General features: G+C 67.7%; 15 protein-coding genes. 8 read left to right on the top strand and 7 right to left on the bottom strand.

The window, feature by feature from the left end; genetic code table 11:
• Nucleotide 1 precedes the first annotated feature (1 nt).
• Nucleotides 2-469: an SUKH-3 domain-containing protein gene (locus IE302_RS39530; RefSeq protein ID WP_191259585.1), complete on the top strand. Its 468-nt coding sequence runs from the start codon at nucleotides 2-4 to the stop codon at nucleotides 467-469.
• Nucleotides 470-1,059: 590 nt separating this feature from the next.
• Here IE302_RS39530 and pip read toward each other — a convergent pair.
• The 3 genes from pip to panB all read right to left on the bottom strand — a co-directional run bounded on the left by pip (nucleotide 1,060) and on the right by panB (nucleotide 4,196).
• Nucleotides 1,060-2,019: a prolyl aminopeptidase gene (pip, locus tag IE302_RS39525; RefSeq protein WP_191259584.1), complete on the bottom strand. Its 960-nt coding sequence runs from the start codon at nucleotides 2,017-2,019 to the stop codon at nucleotides 1,060-1,062.
• Nucleotides 2,020-2,108: 89 nt separating this feature from the next.
• Nucleotides 2,109-3,083, bottom strand: coding sequence for a right-handed parallel beta-helix repeat-containing protein (locus IE302_RS39520; protein ID WP_191259583.1), 975 nt, complete (start codon nucleotides 3,081-3,083; stop codon nucleotides 2,109-2,111).
• A gap of 237 nt (nucleotides 3,084-3,320) precedes the next feature.
• Complete coding sequence (gene panB, locus IE302_RS39515) at nucleotides 3,321-4,196, bottom strand: 3-methyl-2-oxobutanoate hydroxymethyltransferase (protein ID WP_191259582.1); 876 nt, start codon at nucleotides 4,194-4,196, stop codon at nucleotides 3,321-3,323.
• Between the two features lie 244 nt (nucleotides 4,197-4,440).
• Here panB and lysX point away from each other — a divergent pair, with 244 nt between their 5' ends.
• Nucleotides 4,441-7,758, top strand: a complete 3,318-nt coding sequence (gene lysX / locus IE302_RS39510; RefSeq protein ID WP_191259581.1) for a bifunctional lysylphosphatidylglycerol synthetase/lysine--tRNA ligase LysX — start codon at nucleotides 4,441-4,443, stop codon at nucleotides 7,756-7,758.
• Nucleotides 7,759-7,899: 141 nt separating this feature from the next.
• On the top strand, nucleotides 7,900-8,487 hold the full coding sequence (locus IE302_RS39505) for a DinB family protein (RefSeq protein WP_191259580.1): 588 nt from the start codon (nucleotides 7,900-7,902) through the stop codon (nucleotides 8,485-8,487).
• On the opposite strand, the gene IE302_RS39500 is transcribed toward IE302_RS39505, so the two are convergent.
• A complete protein-coding gene (locus tag IE302_RS39500) occupies nucleotides 8,484-9,020 on the bottom strand; it encodes a methylated-DNA--[protein]-cysteine S-methyltransferase (protein ID WP_191259579.1) in 537 nt (178 codons plus the stop codon). The genes IE302_RS39505 and IE302_RS39500 overlap by 4 nt on opposite strands.
• A gap of 107 nt (nucleotides 9,021-9,127) precedes the next feature.
• Between IE302_RS39500 and IE302_RS39495 the strand changes: the two genes are divergently transcribed.
• Nucleotides 9,128-9,754 (top strand): VOC family protein, encoded by a 627-nt coding sequence (locus tag IE302_RS39495; RefSeq protein WP_191259578.1) that lies wholly within the window; start codon nucleotides 9,128-9,130, stop codon nucleotides 9,752-9,754.
• Here the strand turns inward: IE302_RS39495 and IE302_RS39490 are convergent.
• Together IE302_RS39490 and secA2 are read right to left on the bottom strand one after the other, a co-directional pair.
• Nucleotides 9,725-11,482, bottom strand: coding sequence for an NAD+ synthase (locus tag IE302_RS39490; protein ID WP_191259577.1), 1,758 nt, complete (start codon nucleotides 11,480-11,482; stop codon nucleotides 9,725-9,727). The two genes, IE302_RS39495 and IE302_RS39490, sit on opposite strands and share 30 nt — an antisense overlap.
• Before the next feature lie 225 nt (nucleotides 11,483-11,707).
• The gene (secA2, locus tag IE302_RS39485) at nucleotides 11,708-14,035 is read right to left on the bottom strand and encodes an accessory Sec system translocase SecA2 (RefSeq protein ID WP_191259576.1); all 2,328 of its coding nucleotides are present in this window, start codon (nucleotides 14,033-14,035) and stop codon (nucleotides 11,708-11,710) included.
• Between the two features lie 149 nt (nucleotides 14,036-14,184).
• Between secA2 and IE302_RS39480 the strand changes: the two genes are divergently transcribed.
• Nucleotides 14,185-15,756 (top strand): alpha/beta hydrolase, encoded by a 1,572-nt coding sequence (locus IE302_RS39480; protein ID WP_191259673.1) that lies wholly within the window; start codon nucleotides 14,185-14,187, stop codon nucleotides 15,754-15,756.
• A gap of 118 nt (nucleotides 15,757-15,874) precedes the next feature.
• On the opposite strand, the gene IE302_RS39475 is transcribed toward IE302_RS39480, so the two are convergent.
• On the bottom strand, nucleotides 15,875-16,543 hold the full coding sequence (locus tag IE302_RS39475; RefSeq protein WP_191259575.1) for an LppX_LprAFG lipoprotein: 669 nt from the start codon (nucleotides 16,541-16,543) through the stop codon (nucleotides 15,875-15,877).
• Nucleotides 16,544-16,632: 89 nt separating this feature from the next.
• On the opposite strand from IE302_RS39475, the gene IE302_RS39470 reads away from it, so the two are divergent.
• Genes IE302_RS39470 through IE302_RS39460 form a run of 3 tightly spaced genes read left to right on the top strand, consistent with a single transcriptional unit; the run spans nucleotide 16,633 to nucleotide 20,887 of the window.
• Complete coding sequence (locus IE302_RS39470) at nucleotides 16,633-17,916, top strand: MFS transporter (protein WP_191259574.1); 1,284 nt, start codon at nucleotides 16,633-16,635, stop codon at nucleotides 17,914-17,916.
• A gap of 50 nt (nucleotides 17,917-17,966) precedes the next feature.
• The gene (gene glnA / locus IE302_RS39465; RefSeq protein WP_007035311.1) at nucleotides 17,967-19,310 is read left to right on the top strand and encodes a type I glutamate--ammonia ligase; all 1,344 of its coding nucleotides are present in this window, start codon (nucleotides 17,967-17,969) and stop codon (nucleotides 19,308-19,310) included.
• A gap of 14 nt (nucleotides 19,311-19,324) precedes the next feature.
• The gene (locus IE302_RS39460) at nucleotides 19,325-20,887 is read left to right on the top strand and encodes an amidase (protein ID WP_191259573.1); all 1,563 of its coding nucleotides are present in this window, start codon (nucleotides 19,325-19,327) and stop codon (nucleotides 20,885-20,887) included.
• The last annotated feature ends 383 nt before the right edge of the window (nucleotides 20,888-21,270 follow it).

The following is a 21,270-nucleotide window of genomic DNA, read 5'->3' as shown; positions in this document are numbered from 1 at the left end:
GATGCGCGAGTCGGAGTTGGAGAAATTCCTCAGGTCGTGTGGCTGGGAGGGGGCTGGGTTTCGCCGTGAGACGGATGCCATCGTGGCGGGCCTGGAGCGTGTCGGTTTCGCCTGTCATGAGGAGGCAAGGAAGTTCTTGGGTGAATATCTTGGCCTAAGGATCGACCATCTCCCAGCCCTCGTTATCGCGGAGGAGAGGATCTCAAGTTGGACGAACTTTGATCCGTCCGCGGTCTGTACCACCCGTGATGCAGACGTGGCTCGCCGATGTGCAGAGGTGGCTGACACCCCGCTATTTCCGATTGGCGTGGACAGCTTTCATCTGACCGTGTACTCGGGAAGTGACGGAAGGTTCTATGCAGGGTTCGATTCATCGGTCTATCAATATGGGGAAGATCGCAATTCAATGTTCTCGATGATGAAGGCTGGGGCTCGGCCAATTGCGTTGGGTGAGTGGACGCTTCAGTGAGAAGGATGCGTGGCAGCCTTGATGAACTTGGGTTCTTCAGAAAACGACACCCCCTCGGCTGAGGATTCATAACCCTGAAAACCGCACACGAGCCCTCATCGACAGGGATGTCGATGAGGGCTCTGCGGTGTTTGACGGCACGTCAGCGGACGGCGGCTGTGGCGGGTGGGTCGTCAGGATCGTCGTCTTGGTCGCCGGGGCGTCCCCGTGGCGTCGATGGCTCGGGGCCCCTTGATGAGACTGACATTCGGATCGAATTTTGATCAGGGAATTGACCATCGGGCAGTCTGAGTGGCTTGTGTGAGGCGTAGAGCTTTAAGTTGTTCCAGGTGGCTACACTTCGGGATGGCAATTGGGGCTTAAGGTTGAGGTCGCCGTCCTGATTTGGCTGTGTAAGTGTGAGGAAAGTAGATGGAAAGCTCGTCGAGTGCTTTCCCTTGCTCGAGGCGCAAAATTCTCTATATTTTGCGCGATGAGATTGTCATGATTTCGTGCGATGACTTGAAGTGATTCAGCTTAAAGGGCTCACTTGCAGGAGTTCCAGGTTTCACTGCCTGGCAGGCGCGGGCACCTCGACTCAGGGGCCTTGGTCAAATCGGCCGGAAAGAATCCGTCGCTTCCCGAAGCGCGGCCAGCATCCCCGGATCCGTCACCGCATGCCCCGCCGCTTCAACGAGTTCCAGCTTCGAGTCCGGCCAAGCCCGGTGCAGCTCGTAAGCGGTCGCCGGCGGGCACACCGCGTCGTACCGCCCCTGCACGATCACGCCGGGGATCCCGGCGAGCTTCCCGGCTTCCCGGATCAGCTGCCCTTCCTCAAGCCACGCGCCATGACAGAAATAATGTAACGCGAGCCGCGCAAAGGTGACAGCGAAGTCGGGCGACGCGTACTGGTTGTGGAAGGCCGGATCCGGGCGCAGGCTGACGATCGCGCCTTCCCAAGTGCTCCAGGCGATGGCGGCCCGCTCCCGGACCACCTGATCGGGGTGATAGACGAGTTCCCGGTAGGCCGCCATCGGGTTGTCGCGGCGCTCGTCGGGGATCGGCGCGAGGAAGGCTTCCCACTCGCGGGGGAAAAGGTTCGCGGCGCCGCCGCTGTAGATCCAATCGAGTTCGCTGCGCCGGACGGTGAAGACGCCGCGCAAGATGATCTCGGTGACGCGGCTCGGGTAGGCCTCGGCGTAGGCGAGGGCGAGGGTCGCGCCCCACGAGCCGCCGAAGACCTGCCACTGCTCGAGATTCAGCCTTTCGCGTAGTTTTTCCATGTCCGAAACGAGGTGCCAGAGGGTGTTGACGGACAGGTCGACGTCCGGCTCGCCGATGTGCGGAGTGCTGCGCCCGGTGCCGCGCTGGTCGAACAAGATGATCCGGTAGGCCTCGGGATCGAAATGCCGCCTGGCCATCGGAGAAATGCCGCTACCTGGGCCTCCGTGCAGGACGACCACGGGTTTGCCGTCCGGGTTCCCGGCCTCTTGGCAGTAGATCCGGTGCCCGTCACCGACGTCGAGCATGCCCTCGGCGCGCACATGGATCGGCGGGTAGAGGTCGTCCATATGACCACTGTGCCCGAATCGGCGAACGCGCGAAGGGTGGGGGCCCGCCCCCGCCGCCGGGCTGAGCGGGCCCCCGGTCTTCGATCGCGTCAGCAGCCTGCCGTGGCGGCCACGTTCGCGAATCCCTTCCCGGCACCGGTCACCTTGTTGCTCGCGCAGACCTTGTTCCCTGTAGCGGCCTTCACGAGATAGAAGCCGTACGCGTAGCTGGACCGCACGTCCGCGGTGTTGCCGGAGAAGGTGTTGTCGCGGCCCCAGCCGTCCAGCTGGACATGGACCTCGAAGCCGCCGTAGGTCGCGTCGTGCACGAAGACCTTGCTGCCCCGGTTGTCCGCGACCACGTAGTTGTTGCCTTTCATGTCCACCCAGCTGTCGGCGAAGTGCTCGCCGCTCTGCCCGGTCCCGTCGAAGACGTTGCCGCGCAGTTCGCCGCCGGTGGTGCCTTCCTTGATGTCGATCGATTCGGCCCGCACGTTCGGGCCGATCTTGTTGTTCAGCGCCTTGTTGCGGTCGCTGCGGTCGGGCGTGCCGCCGGGCCAGTTGCCCTTCGCGGAACCGAAGTAGATGCCCTCGCCGTAGCCCGCGTACTCGAGGCCGGTGTCGGTCACCTCGGAGTTCTTCACGACGTTGTCGGTGCTCGTGTACTGGAAGTGGATGCCTTCGTGGCCGACGCCGGTGACCTTGACGCCGTCGACGACGGTGTTCTTGACGCCCGTCGCCATCAGGCCCTTCTGGCCGCCGGTGAGGGTGAAGCCGGTCAGGTTCCAGTAGCTGCCGGTGAGTTCGAGGGTGCGGCCGGCCGCGGCCTTGATGACCGCGCTTCGCGGACCCTTCAGCGTGATGCGGCTGCTGGAGGTCCCGCTCTTCGCCGCCTTGAAGTTGCCAGCGAAGGTCGTGTTGGCCGCGAGTTCGATGACGGTGCCCGGAGTGACCGAAGCGAGCGCCGCCGAGAGCTGCTCCGAAGTCCCTACGCGGACCGTCGCGGCCTGTGCGGGGTACGCGCCCAGCGTCGACAGCAGAGTGGCACCGATCGCGATGGCCAAAACCCGCTCACGAACACGCATCCGTGGTCCTCCTCGTCGAGGGATCGAAGCTCGGTCGTGGCGGCGACGGGCTAGACGTTAAGCCTCTTTACGAACGTGAGTCAAGGACATGATTGAAGTTCATATACGTGAACAACTAAAGGAGGGTCGGCACACGCGGCCTACCCCGGAAGAGAGCAAGGGACCTTTGCTATCGCCCTCCTCAGCGGGGAGTGATAGCAAAGGTCCCTTGCTCTCTTTTAGCAGGTCAGAGGCGGGTCAGTCGTGGAACGAGTGTTCCGAAGCCGGGAATTCGCCCCGCCGGACGTCCTCCGCGAACGCCGACGCGGCCCCGGCCAGCACGCCGGCGAGGTCGGCGTACTTCTTCACGAAGCGGGGCGTCTTGCCGCGCCGAAGCCCGGCCATGTCCTGCCAGACGAGCACCTGCGCGTCGCAGTCCGGCCCGGCCCCGATGCCGACGGTCGGGATCTTCAGTTCGTGCGTTATCCGCTTCGCCGCTTCGGCGGGCACCATCTCCATGACGACCGCGAAGGCGCCGGCCTCCTCCAGGGCGAGCGCGTCGGCGAGCAGCGAGTCCGCCGCTTCGCCGCGTCCCTGGACCCGGTAGCCGCCCAGATTGTGTTCACTCTGCGGCGTGAATCCGATATGTCCCATCACCGGGACACCGGCCGACGTCAGTGCCTCGACATGGGGAGCGAATTTCCGCCCGCCTTCGAGTTTCACCGCGTGCGCGCGGCCTTCCTTCATGTACCGCACCGACGTCTCCAGCGCCTGCTGCGGCGAAAGCTGGTACGAACCGAACGGCAGATCGGCCACCACCAGCGCCCGTTTCACCGACCGGGTCACCGCGCGGACCAGCGGAAGCAGCTCGTCCACGGTCACCGGAAGAGACGTGTCGTAGCCGAAGACGTTGTTCGACGCGGAATCCCCGACGAGCAGCACCGGAATGCCGACCTCGTCGAACAGCGCGGCGGTGTACATGTCGTAAGCGGTGAGCATCGGCCAGGTCTCGCCGCGCTCCTTCATATCGCGAAGGTGATGTACGCGGACCTTCTTCCCAGACGTAGCCTGGGGCGTCGCGCCGGTCCCGTATGGAGCCGCGAGCTCGCCGGAATCCTTTTCGGTGGCAGACATCCTTGTCGACCGTCCTTCCCTCGAGGCCTCGAAGAGGTCCCCGGGTCGTGGAGCTGAACATCTCAAAGCGTGACACGCGGGATTACCCCTCCCAAGGCCCTGCGACCAGCTTCACACCGGGACGTCACGCCTGCGGTGGATGAAATTCAGACCAGAGGATGATGTTCGTTGACAACCACACGGGGTTGTGTGACGTCAAGTAAGAACAGCTGTCGATCACCTGTGAGTACCGCGAAAGGCCAGAATGGGAAACCCAGCGAGCCGTGTCTCGCCGTGGAAGGCGAGGGCGGGCGGAATCGTCGCCACCCTCGTGCAGCTCGCGGCCGTGTTCTCGGTGATCCTTCTCCTCGCCGGCGGGGTGAAGGGACCGGTACTCAGGGTCGGCGATATCGCCTTCTCGGCGCTGAGCATCCCGACGAACGCGAGCCTCGTGATCGTCCTGCTGCTCGTCGTCCTCGGCGCCGCGCTCCGCCGCCGCAAACGTGCCGCCCTCTACACGCTGCTGCTGTTCCAGGTCGGCGGCCTGGCGGTGACACTGGCCTTCCAGGCCGCCCTGCTGTGGTCGCCTGAGCTGCTGAAACTGGGTCCGTGGCAGGTCCGGCACATCCCGCACCAGGTGTGGGTGCTGGCCATCGCCGACCTGATCTCGATCGGCATGTTCGCGTTCCTCTGGATCCTGCGTCCCGCGTTCCCCGCCCGGCTCGCGCCGGGCGCCTGGCGCGACGGTCTCACCGTGCTGTTCGGCGGCCTGGCCGCGGTCATCCTCGTCGGCTGGGGGCTGAGCGAGGCCTTCCCGGGACGCCTCGCGGACACCTGGGCGAGGTTCGCGTGGGTCGTCAACCACACGACCGGTGAGAACATCCAGCTGCGTCGGGTCGGCATCGGCGAAGGGCCGGCGTGGCTCGACCTCGTTCTCGACCTCAGTGCGACAGCCGTGGCGACAGCCGCGTTGTACACACTTTTCCGCGGTGTGCGCAGCCGTCGCTTGAGGACAGACGAGGAAGAACTGCACGTACGCCGCCTTCTTGCCGAACACGGCGAAGACGACTCCCTGGGCTATTTCGCCACCAGGCGCGAGAAGAGCGTCGTCTTCTCGCCCAATGGCCGCGCCGCCGTGGCCTACCGCGTGCTCGCGGGCACCAGCGTCGCGAGCGCGGACCCCATCGGCGATCCCGACGCCTGGCCGGACGCGGTTCGCGCCTGGCTGAACGAGGCCCGAACCTACGGCTGGACTCCGGGTGTACTCGGCGCGAGCGAACGCGGCGCGAAGGTCTACGCCGAGGCGGGCCTGCGCGCGCTGGAAATCGGCGACGAAGCGGTGCTCGACGTCCGCGACTTCAGCCTCGCCGGGCCGGAGCGCCGCTCGGTCCGCCAAGCGGTCAAACGGATCGAACGGGCCGGATACACCACGAAAGTCCGGCGGCACAGCGAGATCCCGGCCGACGAGATGGCCAGGCTCCTGCTGCAGGCGCAGCAGTGGCGCGGCGCCGAGACCGAACGCGGGTTCTCGATGGCGCTCGGCAGGCTCGGTGATCCGAGCGACGGCCGCAGCGTGATGGTGGAGGCGTACGACGCCAAGGGCGAGCTTCGCGGCATGCTGTCGTTCGTTCCGTGGGGTCGTCGTGGCCTGTCCCTCGACCTGATGCGGCGCGACCGCGACGCCGAGAACGGGCTCAACGAGTACATGGTCGCCGAGGTCGTGGCGGCGAGTTCACACCTTGGCGCGCAACGGATTTCGTTGAACTTCGCGATGTTCCGCGCGGTCTTCTCCGAGGGGGAGCGGATCGGCGCGGGCCCGGTGCTGCGCGCGTGGCGCGGCGTGCTCAGCATGGCGTCGCGGTTCTTCCAGCTGGAATCGCTCTACCGGTCCAACGCCAAGTACGGACCCGACTGGGAACCGCGATTCCTGTGCTATTCCTCGGCTCGACGGCTGCCGCGGGTCGGCATCGTCGCCGGCGCGCTCGAAGGATTCGTCCCGACAGGACGGTCGGCGCGGGCGCTGAAACTGGAGACGGTCACCGACGAATTCGTCGCCGAGGTCCACCGCATCGACGCGAGCGCGGCCACCCCGACACCGAAACAGGTGCGGCGACCCGACCAGGTCCGCGTGCGGATGGCGAAGCTCGACAGCTTGCGGGAAGCCGGGATCGACCCATATCCGGTCGGTTTCGCCCGGGAGGATCTGCTTGGCGACGTCGTCTCGAAGTTCGGCGGCCTGAGCCCGGACACCCACACCGATCACCGGGTCCGCGTCGCGGGCAGGGTGCTCGCGATGCGCAACCTCGGCGGGCTCTGCTTCGCGCGGGTCAAGGATTTCAGCGGCGAGATCCAGCTGATGCTCGACGCCTCCGTGCTCGACCCCGGCGGCTGGCGGCGGGGTGTCGACCTCGGCGACCACGTCGGCGTGAGCGGGCGGGTCGTGACGTCGCGGCGCGGTGAGCTGTCCGTGCTCGTCGACGACTGGACCGTCACGGCGAAGAGCCTGCATCCGTTGCCGGACAAGCGAAAGGGCCTCACGGATCCGGAAACGCGGGTGCGGCAGCGCTACCTCGACCTCGCGGTGAACCCCGATTCGACGGCGATGCTGCGGATGCGTTCGACCGTCGTGCGCGCGGTGCGGGAAAGGCTGCATCAAGGTGACTACCTCGAAGTCGAGACGCCGATGCTGCAGACCGTGCACGGCGGCGCCAACGCGCGCCCGTTCGTCACCCATATCAACGCCTACGACATGCGGATGTATCTGCGGATCGCCCCCGAGTTGTACCTGAAACGCCTTTGTGTGGCCGGGGTAGAGCGCGTTTTCGAGCTGAACCGGAACTTCCGCAACGAGGGCGTCGACGCGACGCACAACCCGGAATTCACCATGCTGGAGGCGTATCAGGCGTATGCCGACTACAACACCATGCGGAACCTGACGCGGGAACTCGTGCAGCACGCCGCGGAGGCCGCGTACGGCGCGCAGGTCGTCCGCCGTCCGGAGCCGGACGGGAAGGTCGTCGAGTACGACATCTCCGGTGACTGGCCGGTGATCCCGGTGCACGAAGCCGTTTCCGCGGCGCTCGGGGAGAAGATCGACGCGGGGACCTCGGTCACCGAACTCCAGCGGCTCTGCCGTGTGGCGGGCGTGCCGGTGAACGAGGAGGCCGGGCACGGGGATCTCGTGCTGAAGGCGCACGAGCACCTGGTCGAGGGCGCGACCGTGCTGCCGACCTTCTACACCGACTACCCGACCGACGTGTCGCCGCTGACCCGGCAGCATCGCGTGGATCCGCGGCTGGCCGAGCGCTGGGACCTGATCGCGTTCGGCTCCGAGGTCGGCACGGCCTACACCGAACTGACCGACCCGCTCGAACAGCGGCGGCGGCTGGAGGCCCAGTCGCTGCGCGCGGCGAGCGGGGACGTCGAGGCGATGGAACTGGACGAGGACTTCCTGCTCGCGCTCGAACACGGCATGCCGCCGACCGGAGGGCTCGGCATCGGCGTCGACCGGCTGCTGATGATGCTGACCGGTGCTTCGATCCGGCAGACGGTGCTGTTCCCGTTTGTGCGGCCGCAGGGGTAGCGGCGAAGCAGGGGACCTTTGCTATCGCTCGTTAGCCTCACTAACGAGCGATAGCAAAGGTCCCCTGCTCCCTTCCCGGCCGAATCGCGACGGGAAGCCGCGACCGGATGTAAAGATCCTTCCCAACGGAAGGAGCCACCCATGGCTGGAAACGTCCCCCCAATCGCCGACGAGCGCGAAGGTCTTCTCGCCTACCTGGAGCAGCAGCGCCACGTCCTGCGCATCGCCGCGCACGGCCTGACTGAAGAACAAGCCAGAGCGGTCCCGACCAAAAGCTCACTGAGCGTCGGCGGCCTGATCAAGCACACCGCGTTCACGGAAGACGGCTGGATCGACATCCTTCTCCAGAAGCCTTCGAAGCCCATGGAAGAGGCGATGAAGGACTACGAAGCCGGCTACGTGATGGCTGACGGCGAAACGCTCGAAGACGTCTTCGCGCGCTACGACGAGGTCGCCCGCCGCACCGCGGACGTCATCGCGGGCATCGCCGACCTGGGCCAGCCGGTCCTGGTGCCGAAGGGCGTGCCCTGGTACCCGCAGGACGTCGAGGCCTGGTCGGTCCGCTGGGTGCTGTTCCACCTCATCGAGGAGACCGCGCGGCACGCCGGGCACGCCGACATCATCCGCGAGCACATCGACGGCGCGACCGCCGTCCCGTTGATGGCCGCCGCGGAAGGCTGGCCGGAGACACCGTGGCTCAAGCCCTGGGCGCCCGCCGGCGCCGTTTAGAACAACGTGGGTTCGTCCGCCAAAGCGCCTTCGATGACCAGCATCCGGCGCTTGGTGGCGACTCCTCCGCGTGCGGAGAACCCGCCGTCCTTGCCGCCCGCGGCGAGCACGCGGTGGCACGGCACGATGATCGGGAACGGGTTCCGGCCCATCGCCTGCCCCACGGCCTGCGCCCCACCAGGCATGCCGAGGATGTTCGCGATGTCGCCGTAGGTCAGCGTCTTGCCCGCGGGGATCGTGCGGATGAACTCGTACACCCGGTGATGGAACTCCGGTACGCCCTCGTAATCGAGTTCGACGCCGGTGAGATCCGTGCGCTCGCCGTTCATCAACGCGACCATGCCGTCGATCGCCTGCCGGACTTCGGCCGGAGGCGCGGCTTCGGCTGCTTCGGGAAGGCGCGCGGTCAGTCGCGCCCTCGTCTTCTCCGCACTGCCCTCCGGTAGCTGGACCGCGAGGACCCCGCGTTCGTTCCACGCGATGCCGCAGTCGCCGATCGCGGTGCCGAACACGACGTAGCCCGGTGCCGTCATGTGTCCAGGGTACGAGAGGGGGCCGACAGTTTCGGCCTCGCCGCTTTTCGGGCGACACTTCGATGCCGCGGTGCCGCCGGGACCGCGGCTGCGATAGGACTAGGGGCATGAGCGATCTCGTGCTTGATCACCTCGTCTACGCCGGGCCGGATCTCGAAGAGGCCGTCGCGCGTGTCGTCGATCTGACCGGCGTCACGCCCGTACGCGGTGGCAGGCACGTCGGGTTCGGCACGGCCAACTATCTGGCCGACCTGGGCGCCGGTGCCTATCTCGAGGTGGTCGGTCCCGACCCGGACCAACCCGAGCACGTCGGCCCGCGGCCGTTCGGCATCGACGAGCTCACCGAACCCGCGCTGGTCACCTGGGCCGCGCGGGCACAGGGCATCGACGACGCCATCGCCGAGGCGCGCGAGCGTGGTTACGACCCGGGGGAGGCGTCCGAGATGTCGCGCGCCACCGACGACGGCGAGCTGCTGACCTGGCGCCTCACCGGCGCCGGCGGCCTCGACGGGCTCGCGCCCTTCCTCATCGACTGGGGCGGCACCCCGCATCCGACGTCCCGGGAGCTGCCGTCGATCCCGCTGCTCCTGGTCACCGGTGTCCACCCCGAGCCCGTCGCGGTCGAAGCCGCGGTCCGGGCACTCGGGATGGACATGCTCGTCCGGCGTGACACCAAGCCCGGCCTGGTGGCCGTGCTGACGAACTCAGCCGGGAAGCAGGTCACGCTGAGCTGAGCGGGCCACGACCGTGCCCTCGCGCCAGCCGTTGGTCATCGGCAGCCGCCGGTCCCGCCCGAACGCCTTGAACGTGATCTTGGTGCCCGGCGGGTACTGGCGGCGCTTGTACTCCGCCTTGTCGACCATGCGCACCACGCGATCGATGGTCTCGGGTTCGAAGCCCGCGTCCACCAGGTCGACGTAGCCGCGGTCGCCCTCGATGTAGTCGTCGAGGATGTCGTCGAGCATCAGGTAGTCGGGCAGCGAGTCGCTGTCCAGCTGACCCGGCCGCAGCTCGGCCGACGGCGGCTTGGTGATCGAGTTCTCCGGGATCGGCGGGGTTTCGCCGTTCTTCTCGGCTTCCTTGTTGCGCCACTTGGCCAGGTGCCAGACGTGCGTCTTGAACAGGTCCTTGATCGGCGCGAAGGCCCCGACGGCGTCGCCGTAGATCGTCGAGTAGCCGACGGCGAGTTCGGTCTTGTTGCCGGTGGCGAGCACCAGGTGGCCGTCCTGATTGGAAAGTGCCATCAGCAGCATGCCGCGGACACGGGCCTGGATGTTCTCCTCGGCGAGACCGGTCAGCTGAAGCTGCTCGACATAGACCTTGACCATGTCCGCGATCGGTTCGACGCGATAGTGCGCGCCGATGCGGCGGGCGAGGTCTTCGGCGTCGCCCTTCGAGTGCTCCGAGGAGTACTCCGAAGGCATCGAGACGCCGTAGACGTTGTCGCCGCCGAGCGCGTCGGCGGCCAGCGCGGCCACGACCGCGGAGTCGATGCCGCCGGAGAAGCCGAAGGTTACCGACGAGAAGCCGTTCTTGTGCACGTAGTCGCGCAGGCCCACGACGAGCGCGTGCCACACCTCGGCTTCGTCCGAGAGCGGCTCGCTGATCGCCGAGTCGGTGCTCGGTTCGTAGGCCGGAACCGGCTCCTCGCTGAGAACGTGGCGCTTGACCCGCAGCCCCTCGAACTCGCCCTCGGCGGTGTGGCCGCCCGCGACGAGATCCGTGTCGACGATGAGCAGGTGCTCGACGAACTGCGGCGCGCGGGCCAGCAGCCGTCCGTCCGCGCCGACCACGATCGAGTCGCCGTCGAAGACGAGGTCGTCCTGACCGCCGATCTGGTTCGTGTACACCAGCGGCGCGCCGGCCTCGGCCGCGCGGCGGGCGATGAGCGGCAGGCGGATGTCGTCCTTCGCACGCTCGTAAGGCGAAGCGTTGGGCGCGACCACGAGGTCCACCCCGGCCTTGCCCAGCGCGGAGATCGGGCCGCCGTCCTGCCAGACGTCTTCGCAGATCACCATGCCGACGTCGATGCCGTGGAAGCGGACGACCTCGAGGTCGTGGCCCGGCTTGAACCAGCGGTGCTCGTCGAAGACACCGTAGTTGGGCAGGTGGTGCTTGAACTGGCGGGCGACGACTTCGCCGCGGTACAGCGCGGCCGCCGCGTCGCGCGGGCCGGTCTCGTCCAGGTCGAGATACCCGATGTAGGTGAGCACCTCGCCGCAACCGGCATCGTCGAGCCGCCGGGCGAGCGCTTCGACCATCTGCTTCGAGGCGGAGGCGAAGGTCGGGCGGAGGGCGAGGTCCTCGACGGGGTAACCGGTGAGGGACATCTCCGGGAACACCACGATGTGGGCGCCTGCTTCGGCGGCCTTGCGGGTCCACTCGACGGTGAGCTCGGCGTTGCCTTCGAGGTCCCCGACGGTGGTGTTGACCTGGGCCAGTGCGATGCGCAGTTGCGGCATGCCGACATTCTCACCCACCGGCCTCCGCTGGGACGAGTGGATGTGTGGAATCGCCCACCTGGGTCCGGTCCGCCGGGTCACGACCGGCGGGGAGCAAGGGACCTTTGCTATCGCCGGGCGTCTGACCAGGGGTTTCGCCCGAGAAGAGAGCGGGGGACCTTTGCTGTCGCTCTCCAAAAGAGAGTGATAGCAAAGGTCCCCCGCTTCCCGCTCAGGACCGGCGCGCTACTTGCGCTTGATCATGCTCCGCACCTTCTTGATGGTCTGCTCGAAGTCGGAGTCGAACGGGTTGTCGTGCACCAGGTACGTCCACGTCGTGTTCGCCCGCCGCACTCCCGCGTCGCCGAGATCGATCCCGTCATCGGTGATCTCGGCCTCCTCGAGCGTTTTCGCCGCCCGGTCGGCCGCCTCCGCGATGATCTTGTGGAACTCGGGGATCGCCGCGCGGTGGAACTCGTCGATCGGCGTCTCCCGCGCCAGCGCCCGCAGGTGGATGCTCTCCCGCACGTCGGTCAGGAACGCCAGGTGGTCCGACCACAGCTGGTCGATGTGGAACAGCAGCACCTCGCGGCTCAGCTGCTCCACCTTCGCCTCGTCGTCGACCTTCTCCGAAAGCTCCTTGAACTTCTCCGGGTGCGCCTTCTCCAGCACCTCCGCCGCGTGCGCGGTCCGAAGCACCGTGCCCCGGTGTTCGAGCAGCTCACCGCGCTGCCGCTCGATCAGCCGCGTGTAGCGCCAGGTGTTCCGGTGGATCTCCAGGTCGACACCCTCGGCGACGCGCTGCGCGTGGTTGATCTGCCGTAGCGCCGCCGGGTCGACGATCTCGCCGCTGCCGACGTCCGAGCTGATCCCCTCGGGGACGTCCGGCGCGTTGGACAGCACGAGCTCGTCGTTCAGGCTGGCGAAGAACACCGCGCTGCCCGGGTCGCCCTGCCGTCCGGACCGGCCGCGCAGCTGGCCGTCCAGCCTGCTCGACGGGTAGCGGGCGGTGCCGATCACGTGCAGGCCGCCCAGCTCGACGACCTCCTCGCGGCCGTCGCCGTCCTTACCGCCCAGCCGGATGTCGGTACCGCGGCCCGCCATCTGGGTCGAAACGGTGACCGCGCCCTTCTTGCCGGCGTCGGCGATGATCGCGGCTTCCTCGGCGTCGTTGCGCGCGTTGAGCACGACGCATTCGAGTTCGACCTTCGCCAGCTTCTCGGCCAGCTCCTCGGACTCGGCGACGTCCTGGGTGCCGACGAGGATCGGCCGCCCGGTTTCGTGCACCCGCCGGATCTCCTCCTCGATCGCGCGCAGCTTCTGCGACGGCGATCCGAAGATCCGGTCCTCCTGGTCTTCGCGGATGTTCGGCGTGTTCGGCGGGATGACCGCGACCTCGAGCTTGTAGAACTCGCGCAGCTGCTCGGCGACCGCGACCGCGGTACCGGTCATCCCCGCGACCTCGGGATAGCGAGCCAGCAGCGCCTGCACGGTGATCGAGTCGAGGATCTCGCCCCGGTCCGTCGCCTTGACCTGCTCCTTCGCCTCGACCGCGGCCTGGAGGCCGTCCGGCCAGCGCTGAAGTTCGGCGACACGGCCGCGCGCGGCGTTGATCAGCTGCACCTTGCCGTCGCGCACGAGGTAGTCGACATCGCGGGTGAGCAGCGCGTGCGCGTGCAGCGCCACGTTCACCGCGGGCAGCCGGTCCGAGCCGGTGTCGTCGTAGAGGTTGATGTCGTCGCCGAGGGCCTTCTCGACCACCGACGCGCCCGCCTTGGTCAGCCAGGCGTTGCGGCCGTCGGCGTCGGTCTCGTAGTGCAGCCCGAGCCGCAGCCGCCGGACGATGTTCGCGACCTCTTCGTCGGCGTCGGTGTGGTCGATCGACCCCGCCATCACCAACGGCACGCGCGCCTCGTCGACCAGCACGGAGTCCGCCTCGTCGACGATCGCCACCTCGGGCTCGCGCTGGACCAGGTCCTCCTCGCGGGTGACCAGGCGGTCGCGCAGCACGTCGAAGCCGATCTCGCTGACGGCGCCGTAGGTGACTTCCTTCGCGTAGGCGTCGCGGCGTTCGTCGCGGGAGTGAGCGGGCTCGATCCAGCCGACGGAGACGCCGAGCAGGTCGTAGATCGGGCCCATCCACTCCGCGTCACGGCGGGCGAGGTAGTCGTTCACCGTGACGACGTGGACGTGCTTGCCGCGCAGGGCGTACCCCGCCCCCGCCAGCGCACCGGCCAGCGTCTTGCCCTCACCGGTCTCCATCTGCACGATGTGCCCGCTGAGCAGGCCCATCGTGCCCAGGAGCTGGACGTCGAAGGCGCGCTCGCCGAGTGCGCGCCGGGCGGCCTCGCGGCCGAGCGCGCAGACCTCGATGAGCTGCTCGTTGCCGAAGGACGCCGCGTCCCGAAGCTTGCCGGCCCGCTCTGTCAGCTCCTCGTCGGAGAGCTTCTCCAACTCGGGCTCGAGCTTCTCGATGGCCGGCAGCAGCGCCTCGTAGCGGGTCAGCTCGACGCTGCCCGGCCGCTGGATGATCCGGCGCAGCTTCTTGCCCACCCGGCTGATCAGTGCTGCCACCCCTGTGCTCCCGTCTGTTCTTCTGCCGTCCGCACCCGTATCACCAACGCAGTGGTGGTGCGGCCGAGTTCCGCGGCCGATGGCACGATCCAACCGTGTCCACTCATGTCAGCGCCAGGTCCCGCGCCCGTCGATTCACCGCGATCACGCTGTCCGGCCTGCTCGCCGTCACCGTCGCCGCGTGCTCGTCGGGAGAGGGTAGAACCCAGCCGCCGCCTCCGGCCACCGAGTCGCACGCTCCGTCCGGACCGGTGCCCGCAGGACTCGAGAAGTTCTACGGACAGAGTCTGACCTGGGCCGACTGTGCACCCTACGCGACATCCGATGACGCAAAAGCGGCGTTTCGAGTGAAGGACGCACAGTGCGCACGGCTGACCGTGCCGCTCGACTACGCGAAGCCCGAAGGCGACTCGATCACGCTCGGCCTCCTGCGCCGGAAGGCGCTGAAAACCGACGAAAGGATTGGGGCGCTCGTGGTCAACCCCGGCGGCCCCGGCGCCTCCGGCATGACGGCCGCGGCCGGTCTCGCCTCCCGGACGGCGACGAACGAGCTGGGCAAACGCTTCGACATGGTCGGTTTCGACCCGCGCGGCATCGGTGCCAGCGAGCCGCAGATCCGCTGCCTGACCGACGCCGAACGCGACGCGGACCGGGCGGACGACAGCGAGACGGACGGGTCACCCGAGGGAGTGAAAAAGCAGGAGGCCGAGTCCCAGTCCTTCGCGGCCAAATGCGCCGAGCGGACTCAACACGGCGCCGCGATGCTCGCGAACGTCGGTACTCGTGACGTCGTCAAGGACATGGACATCCTGCGCTCGGTCCTCGGCGAACCGAAACTGAGCTATCTCGGCTACTCCTACGGGACGCGGATCGGATCCGCCTACGCGGAGGCCTTCCCGGCGAACGTCCGCGCGCTGGTCCTCGACGGGGCTGTCGACCCGGAGCAGGACTCGGTGGAGTCGCTGGTCGGGCAGGGGCAGGGCTTCGGCAAGGCGTTCGGGGAGTTCTCGAACTGGTGCGCCGCGCGCGAGGACTGCGCCCTGGGACGCGACGCCGCCGGCGTGACGAAGGCGTTCCAGGACCTGGTGCGGCCGCTGATCGACTTCCCGGTCCCGGTCAGCGACGGCCGGAAACTGTCGTACGAAGACGCGACGACAGGCGTGATACAGGCCCTCTACCAGGAGGATCTCTGGGAACCGCTGAACACCGCGCTCAACGATCTGAAGCGTCAGCGCGGCGACGGCCTGGAAAAGCTGGCCGACCTCTACAACGAACGCGGCGCCGACGGCCGCTACGGGACGACGCAGGACGCGTTCGTCGCGATCCGCTGCGTCGACGACCCGCGGGTCACCGATCCGGCGAAGATCCTCGACGCGCAGAAGCGGTACGCGGAGGCGGCGCCGTTCCTCGATGACGGCAAGCCGGACGGTGCCGCGCGCGATTCCTGCGCCTTCTGGCCGGTGCCGAACACGTCGGAGCCGCACCTGCCGAATGTCGAAGGCCTGCCGAAGACGCTGGTCATCTCGACGACGAACGACCCGGCGACCCCGTACCAGGCTGGCGTCAACCTCGCGAAAGCGATCAAGGGAGCTTTGCTGACGTTCGAGGGCAACCAGCACACGGTGTTCCTCCAGGGCGTCTCGTGCGTCGACCAGATCGGCATCGACTACCTGGTGAACGGCGCCCTGCCGGACGAGGGCACCCGCTGCGCCGCCAAGTGACGAGGCGATAGCAAAGGTCCCTTGCTCCCGCCGGCACCGGCAGGGGAGCAAGGGACCTTTGCTATCGCCACACCCGCTGACCAGGCATTTCCCGCCCCAGCGAAGCAGGGGACCTTTGCTATCGCCCGCCCCCGACGACCACCGCGTTATGCCTGGTCAACGCCAGCTCCAGCATCACCGCGAAGTCCTGCGGGCTCGTCGGCGGCACCTGCAGCCACACTCGCACCAGCCGCCGCGGCTCGTCCTTCGAAATCCACAGCTTCACGAACACGTCCGACTTGATTTCCGGCACGATCCCGCCGATCACCGCAGCCGGCACCTTCGCGCCGATCCGGACCGAGTCGGTGTCCTGCACCCGCTCCCACCGCTCGCCGCGCAGCTCGGTCGCCCCGGTAAGCAGCCGCCGCAGCCCACCGCCTGCCCCGAGCATCGCCTGCGGCGTGTAAGCCGCGGCAGCCGGGATCACCCGCTTCCCGCCGGGCCCGCTCAGCGTGATCTCGGAGCCGGACAACCGATACTCGACCTTCATCCGTCCGCTGTCGTCCTGCAGGTCGGCTTTACCGACCGCGCCACCCTCGAGGCTGATCTCGCCGTCGAGCCCGCGCACCGGCAGCCCGCTGACGACGCCGTTCACCCCGAGCGTGAACCGCACGCTGCGTAACGAGACGAGGGAGTCGGCCGCCGCGCTCACGAGTTCCTGGGCAGGGGGCAACGGGGGAGACCCCGCACAGCCGCCGATGAGCCCGATCGTGAGCAGCAGCGCCGGCACGAGGTGACGGCAGCGCATGGCCAGAGCCTATGACCTTGGCCCGAATCTTTCGCACAGTGTCCTTCCAGCCACTTCCGCTGGAAGACGACGGCGATGACGCTGTACTCGTGCAACCTGAGACCCGACTCCACCGCGCGTGGTTCGTCGCCGCCGCGGCGTTCATCGCCCTGCTCGCCGCCGCAGGTTTCCGCGCGGCCCCCGGCGTGCTCATCGACCCCCTCCACGACGAATTCGGCTGGTCGCGCGCGACGATCGCGTCGGCCGTCTCCGTGAACCTCGTGCTCTACGGCCTCTTCTCGCCCTTCGCGGCAGCTCTCATGGAGCGCTTCGGCATGCGACGCGTCGCCTCGACGGCGTTGTTCGTCGTCGCGATCGGCGCGGGTGGCACGGTGTTCATGAACGCGAGCTGGCAGCTCATCCTCTGCTGGGGCGTCCTGGTCGGCGTCGGCACCGGCTCGATGGCGATGAGTTTCGCCGCGACGGTCGCCGCCCGCTGGTTCGTCCGCAGCCGCGGCGTCATCACCGGCGTCCTCACCGCGGCGGGCGCCACCGGCCAGCTGATCTTCCTGCCGATCGTCGCGAACCTCGCCATCGGCGAAGGCTGGCGGACGGCGTCGCTCGTCATCGCCATCGCCGCGCTAGCCGTCGTCCCCGTCGTTCTCCTGGTGATTCGCGATCACCCTTCCGACGTCGGGACGACCGCTTACGGCGCCGAACCCGGCGAAGTCGCCCCCATCGCCCGCACGGGTGGTTCCGCCCGCCGTGCGCTGTCCGTCCTCGGTTCGGCGGCACGGACGAGGACGTTCTGGCTGCTCGCTGTCGGCTTCGCGATCTGCGGCGCCACGACGAACGGCCTGGTCAGCACCCATTTCGTCCCCGCCGCGCACGATCACGGCATGCCGCAGACCACCGCCGCCGGCCTGCTCGCCCTCGTCGGGATCTTCGACGTCGTCGGCACCATCGCCTCCGGCTGGCTCACCGACCGCGTGGACCCGCGGATCCTGCTCGGCGTCTACTACGCCCTTCGCGGTGTTTCGCTCGCCTTGCTGCCACAGCTGCTGAGCGGATCGGTGGAGCCGAGCATGTGGGCGTTCATCGTCTTCTACGGCCTCGACTGGGTGGCGACGGTTCCCCCGACGGTCGCGCTCTGTGTCCGTCAATACGGCGCCGCCGGGCCGATCGTCTTCGGCTGGGTCTTCGCCAGTCACCAGCTCGGCGCCGGTCTCGCGGCTTTCGGCGCAGGCGCGATCCGCGACTCGTCCGGCAGCTACGCCCTCGCTTGGTACATCGCAGCGGGCCTCGCGGTACTGGCTTCGGTCGCCTCGTTGGCGATCAGCAAGGCGGCCAAACCCGAACCGGTCCTGGTGGGGACGGCCACCACTTCCGCTTGATCGGCGCGTCGCGAAACATGTCGTTAACACCTTCTCGTTAGGGTGCGGCCATGGATCGCCAGCAGGAGTTCGTGCTCCGTACCTTGGAAGAGCGCGACATCCGTTTCGTCAGGCTCTGGTTCACGGATGTGCTGGGGTTTCTCAAGTCCGTCGCGGTGGCGCCCGCCGAACTCGAGGGCGCCTTCAGCGAGGGGATCGGCTTCGACGGATCGGCCATCGAGGGGTTCGCGCGCGTCTACGAATCCGACATGGTCGCGAAGCCCGACCCGGCCACCTTCCAGGTTCTGCCCTGGGAGACCCCGGATGGCGGCCCGTATTCGGCGCGCATGTTCTGCGACATCGCGATGCCGGACGGCTCCCCGTCCTGGGCGGACCCTCGGCACGTCCTGCGCAGGCAGCTCTCGAAGGCGGGCGAAGCGGGTTTCACCTGCTACGTCCATCCCGAGATCGAGTTCTTCCTGCTCGCGAGCCTGCCGGACGACGGCAGCGAGCCCGAGCCCGCGGACAACGGCGGGTACTTCGATCAGGCCAGCCACGCGACGGCGACGCACTTCCGCCGCCACGCCATCGAGACGCTCGAAGCGATGGGGATCTCGGTCGAGTTCAGCCACCATGAGGGCGCGCCCGGTCAGCAGGAGATCGACCTCCGGTACGCCGACGCGCTGACCATGGCCGACAACGTGATGACCTTCCGCTACGTCGTCAAGGAGGTCGCGCTCACCCAAGGCGTCCGCGCGACCTTCATGCCGAAGCCGTTCACCAACCAGCCGGGTTCGGGGATGCACACCCACGTAAGCCTGTTCGAGGGTGATCGCAACGCCTTCTACGACGCGGAAGACCCGTACGAGTTGTCCGCGACGGGCAAGGCCTTCGTGGCGGGCCTGCTGCACCACGCGAAGGAGATCTCGGCGGTCACCAACCAGTGGGTGAACTCCTACAAGCGGCTGATCAGTGGCAGCGAGGCCCCGACGACCGTTTCGTGGGGCCGGGCCAACCGCTCCGCGCTGGTTCGGGTGCCGATGTACTCGCCGGGCAAGGCGTCGTCACGCCGCGTGGAGATCCGCACGCTCGACTCCGCCTGCAACCCCTATCTGGCGTACTCGGTCATCCTGGCCGCCGGCCTCAAGGGCATCGAGAAGGGCTACGAGCTGCCGCCTCCGGCCGAGGACAACATCTGGCAGCTCTCGGACGCCGAACGCCGCGCGGCCGGATACGCCCAGCTCCCGCAGAACCTCGGCGAGGCGCTGGCCGAAATGGAGAAATCGGAACTTCTTCCCGAAGCGCTCGGAGAGCACGTTTACGACTTCTTCCTCCGCAACAAACGTGTTGAATGGGATAACTACCGCAGCGCGGTGACCCCGTACGAGCTGCGGACCCTACTTCCGGTTCTCTAGACGAAGGAGACCTGATGGTGCGGCGGCCGGTGTTCGGAGTTCTGACGACGTTGGTCGCCGCGACCATCGCGGCGAGTGCCGCTCCAGCGGCGTCAGCGGGCGGAAAACCTCTCGATCTCGACGCCGCCGACATCCCCGCGCTCCAGGCCCGGATGTCCTCCGGGCGGCTGACCGCGGTCGGCCTGACCTCGGCTTATCTCGATCGCATCCACAAGGTCGACCGGACGGTGAACGCGGTCATCGCGGTCAATCCGGCCGCGATCGCGCAAGCCGCGGAGAGTGACTCGCGGCGTCGCGCCGGCAAGACGCGGGGACCGCTGGACGGCATCCCGATCCTGGTGAAGGACAACGTCGACACCAGGTCGCAGCCGACGACGGCGGGTTCCCGGGCACTCCGCAGCAAGCCCGCGAAGGACGCGACCCTGATCCGCCGTCTGCGTGACGCGGGCGCGGTCGTCCTCGGCAAGGCGAACCTGTCCGAATGGGCGAACTTCCGTGCCGCCAAACCCACCTCCGGGTGGTCGGGCGTCGGAGGACAGACGAACAACCCATACGTGCTCGACCGGAACCCTTGTGGGTCTTCCGCCGGATCCGCGGCAGGGGTGGCCGCGTCGCTCGCCCAGGTCGCGATCGGAAGCGAGACCGACGGCTCGATCGTCTGCCCGGCCGGGATGACTTCGACGGTGGGGCACAAACCGAGCCTCGGCCTGGTCAGCCGTACCGGCGTGGTGCCGATCTCGGCCGAACAGGACACCACCGGCCCGATGGCCAGGCACGTCGTGGACGTCGCGCTCACGCTGTCCGCGCTCCAGGGCCGCGACCCGAGCGACCCGGCCACCGGCACGTACCCGCCGAACCAGCCGACCGACTACGCCTCGCTTCTGCGTCCCGGAGCGCTGAAGGGCTCCCGCATCGGGCTCTGGCGGTTGCCGGTACTCGGCCCGGACGTCGACGCCGTGATGACGAAGACCAAGAACTCGCTGGTCAAGGCGGGCGCCGAGGTCGTCGAGGTGACGCCGCCGTACCAGGCCAGGCTCGGCGAACTGGAGTTTCCGGCGCTGCTCACCGAGTTCCACCGGGACATCGATCGCTATCTGGCCACGCGTCCCGAAGGTCCCCGCGACCTCGCCGCGCTGATCGCCTACAACCGGTCGGACCCGCTGGAGCAGACCTGCTTCGCCGGGCAGGAACTCTTCGAACAGGCGCTCGCCGCGCCCGGCCCGTCCGACCCCGGCTACCTGGCCGGCCGTCGCGAGCTGACCGACCTGGCGAAACGCTCGATCGACGAGACCCTCGCCAAGTACCGCCTCGACGCGATCGCCGCGCCGACGAACCCGCCTGCCTGGAAGACCGACTGCAAGACCGGCGACAACGACGTGATCCCGTCGTCGACGCCGGCCGCGGTCTCGGGATACCCGGCCGTGACCGTGCCCGCCGGTTTCGTGGGCGAGCTCCCGGTGGGGGTTTCGTTCATGGCGGGGCTGTGGACGGACGCCCGGGTGCTCGCCTACGCGGCCGACTTCGAACGCGTCGTCCCCGCCCGCAAACCGCCTCGCTACCTGAAGACCGTCGGCTGATGGGGGTTTACACCGGCTGACCTGCGGCAATGTCGTTAAGGGACCCCCCTGTTTTCGGGGGGTTCCGGGGCATGTAATCTTCTCTTCGTCGCCAGGAACACCGGGCCGCCGGGGCCGAAAAGCCCCAGGCCAGGAACCAGGGCCGAGCGGGTTGACACCGCGAACCGGACCAGGTAATGTTCAGCGTCGGCCCACGAGCGGCCGCCGACCCCCTACGACTAAACCCGTAGGATTCGGCATGCTCGACCAAAAGCTTGTGAATATCGCTTGAAGCAAAGCGTGTTGCTTGAGAACTCAACAGTGTGCTAGTGAACTAAGCCAGTAGAGCTTATTTTGAACCTCGTTTGAGGTTCCTTTGAGAGCATTACTTTTATGCCTCGATC

Source organism: Amycolatopsis oliviviridis (assembly GCF_014654365.1).
Classification (GTDB): domain Bacteria; phylum Actinomycetota; class Actinomycetes; order Mycobacteriales; family Pseudonocardiaceae; genus Amycolatopsis; species Amycolatopsis oliviviridis.
This window is presented reverse-complemented; position numbering and strand designations above follow the sequence as displayed.